This is a genomic window from Vibrio sp. V03_P4A6T147, assembly GCF_002241085.1.
Taxonomy (GTDB): Bacteria; Pseudomonadota; Gammaproteobacteria; order Enterobacterales; family Vibrionaceae; genus Vibrio; species Vibrio anguillarum.
Window position 1 is genome coordinate 1 of the sequence record NZ_NDIO01000022.1, and the last position, 2995, is coordinate 2995.

The 2995-nt window shown below is 44.9% G+C and carries 1 protein-coding gene; it reads left to right on the plus strand.

Features of this window, described 5'->3' with window-relative positions; all coding sequences use genetic code 11:
* The first annotated feature begins 99 nt into the window (after positions 1–99).
* Complete coding sequence (locus tag B9J84_RS00740; RefSeq protein WP_094123299.1) at positions 100–2898, plus strand: pitrilysin family protein; 2799 nt, start codon at positions 100–102, stop codon at positions 2896–2898.
* Positions 2899–2995: the final 97 nt, after the last annotated feature.

Sequence of the window (2995 nt, forward strand, 5' to 3'; positions counted from 1 at the left end):
GTATGGAATTGTCTTGATGTATTTATAAATTCAATAAATGGGTGATAATAAGCGCTCAATTCGAATGAGTGTCGTTCCATACATACTGAGAATCTTAATTTGCGTAATATTCTATTTTTTCACCCATTGAGCTTATTATTGCTGCTTGTCATATCGGCCAGTTCGCTATCGACGGAGTTACCTAAAAGTCATCGCATTCACGAAGGTCAGCTTGAAAACGGCTTAAGGTACCAATTAGTCCATAACACGACACCTGCTCATGCTGTCATTATGCGTATGCGCATTGCGGGTGGTTCTTTAGTCGAGTCAGATCAAGAACAAGGCTTGATGCATCTTTTAGAACACATGGCGTTTAAAGGTTCGGACTCTGTAGCCGAAGGGGAGATGATTCGCCAACTTGAACGCTTAGGATTAAGTTTTGGATCCGATACCAATGCGGTGACTCAATTCAATCAAACCGTGTATGAGTTCAATATTGCTCAAGGAGACTCACAAAAAGTAGCAACTGGTTTGTGGCTTATGAGAGAGATTGCGGATCGCCTTAAGCTTGAACCAAAGGCGTTGGAGCAAGAAAAACCGGTTGTTGTGGCGGAATGGAAAGAGAGAAATTCCGCTGATGTTGAGAATTATCGTCAACAACTTAGTTTCTTATATCCGAGGAGCCCTTTGTCAAAACGTTTGCCAATTGGTGATCTCGATGTAGTAAAACATGCTAGCTCAGAGCAGTTACGTTCACTCTATCAACGTTTTTACACGCCAGAACGCACCACGATCATTGTGGTGGGAGACCTTGATGTTGCTCAGGCCGAAGAGCAGATCAAACGACTTTTTTCTAACTGGGTACCTCACCGGGATGCGGTACCGCTACGGGCTGACCATTTGATGTTGCCTGCAGTAAGGACACACTTGCAAGCCGATGTTTTCTTTGATGCTCGTTTGCCGACCCAAATTTCGCTTGGTGTGATTGCACCACAAGAGCGACAAGCAGATAGCGTTGAAAGTCGCCATGAAATGATCCTTGAATCAATATTGTCGAACTTACTCTACCAACGCTTACTTCCCCATCTGATAGACCAAGAGGGGATAACGAATGCTTTTGTTCATATTGAACAAGATTTCGGTATCGCATCACGGATGGAATTGTCACTGGTAACCTTGCCCGAGCAGTGGCGGCATGGGCTGACATTACTTGAACAGACGGTGCGACAAGCGATTCGATACGGCTTTAATCAGAGCGAAATTGATCAAGCGATCAAGGCAATACATGCTGATTATCAGCAAAGAGCAGCAAGTAGCGATACCTTGCATAGTTTTTCGATTGCGCAAGGCTTAGCGACAAGTGATGCTCAGCAATTTGTCCCGATTGAACCGACGTTCGCGCTTGCTCTTTTTGAAGCTTATCAACCTCAAATCACCGCCGCTCGATTGCACGACCTGCTTACAGAACGTTGGCAAGGTAAGCCGTGGATTTATCTTTCTGGGCCATACAAAGTTGAGAAAATCAATCAGACGCTACTCGATGTATATGAACAAAGCCAAAAACAGCCAGTAGAGCCTTATCAAATATCATCGGTCGAGGCATTTGCCTACCGTGAATTTGGTGAGGCGGGCACGCTCGTTCACGACAAGCGAGATCCCGAAACGGGGATTCGGATGTTGAAATTTGCCAATGGCGTTAAGCTCAACATCAAGCCAACCGAGTTAGAGAAAAACGTCATCTACCTCAATCTTGCATTAGGTTTTGGCGAATATCCGTTACCTAGAAAAGAGGGCATTCAGGCACTGTTTAATGATGGCTTTGTTGCTGGTGGGTTAGAGCAGCATTCGTTTCAGCAGTTAATTCATCTCTTTTCTGCTGCCAATGTGACGACGGGGTTCAATGTCGGAACGCTTGGTTTTGCGAGTCAGGATTTCACCAATCAAGCGTCGCTTGACCAACAGTTAGCACTGCAAACGGCATTTTTAACGAGCCCGGGCTGGCGAGAAGAGGGGATGAACCAATTTCGTCAACGAGTACTGGCAGCGAGTAACAGCCAGAACACGACGCCAGAAGAGGCATTTTGGACGGTGTTACCTGAATTATTGCACCCTGACGACCCACGATTTCGTAGCCATGACGAGGAACTGTTAAAGCGTCATTTTTCAGAATTAGTTCCAGTGTTTGCCTCGGCGGTAGATAAAGGCCTTTTAGAAATAGCCATTGTGGGTGATCTTGACGAAGAGAAAACGATTCAATCGGTTGCTAAAACACTGGGCGCTTTGCCGCGTCATCCAGAAAAAGAGCTGCAAGTTGAGCGCGTTGAGTTTCCACCAGTGCCTGCATCACATATTGTTGAGCATCAAGGTTCAGCCAATGCCGCGGCATTGGCTTGGCTGTGGCCAACGACTGATAAGGTGAATGCCGAACACTACGCAAAACTGATGCTGCTTGAAGAGGTTCTCAGTATTTTGTTGACGGAAGAAGTGAGAGAAAAGGCTGGCGCGAGTTACTCACCTTACCCATTTAGCAGCAATGATTTTCTTCCCACAGGATTTGGTTATTTGGGGCTGTTCAGTGTGACAGACACAACGCAACTTAAATTAGTGGAAGAGAGTTTCGATGCGGTATTGTCTCGAGTGAAAGCTGATCATGGCATTGATGCTGATATGTTGCAACGAGCGAAACAACCGCTTCTACAATGGTTAGATAGCCTGCCAGAAAAGAATGTATTTTGGCTTGATATCGCATCGCTAGCTCAAACTTATCCGCATCGCTATAGTCGTTGGCAGGAGGTTCGTCACGCCATCAATCAGGTGAGTACGAATGATCTGCGTCATGTTGCTAATCAATATTTACAAGCAGACAAACGACTGAGTGTTAAGATATTACCCAGCACTACCTCTGCAATCTCAAAATAAAATGAGCCTCCTATCGGGGGCTCATTTTTATGATGAAACTTATCACTTTGTTATATTTTTCTTGGATTAATGTCACTTATTTAAATATGGATAATAT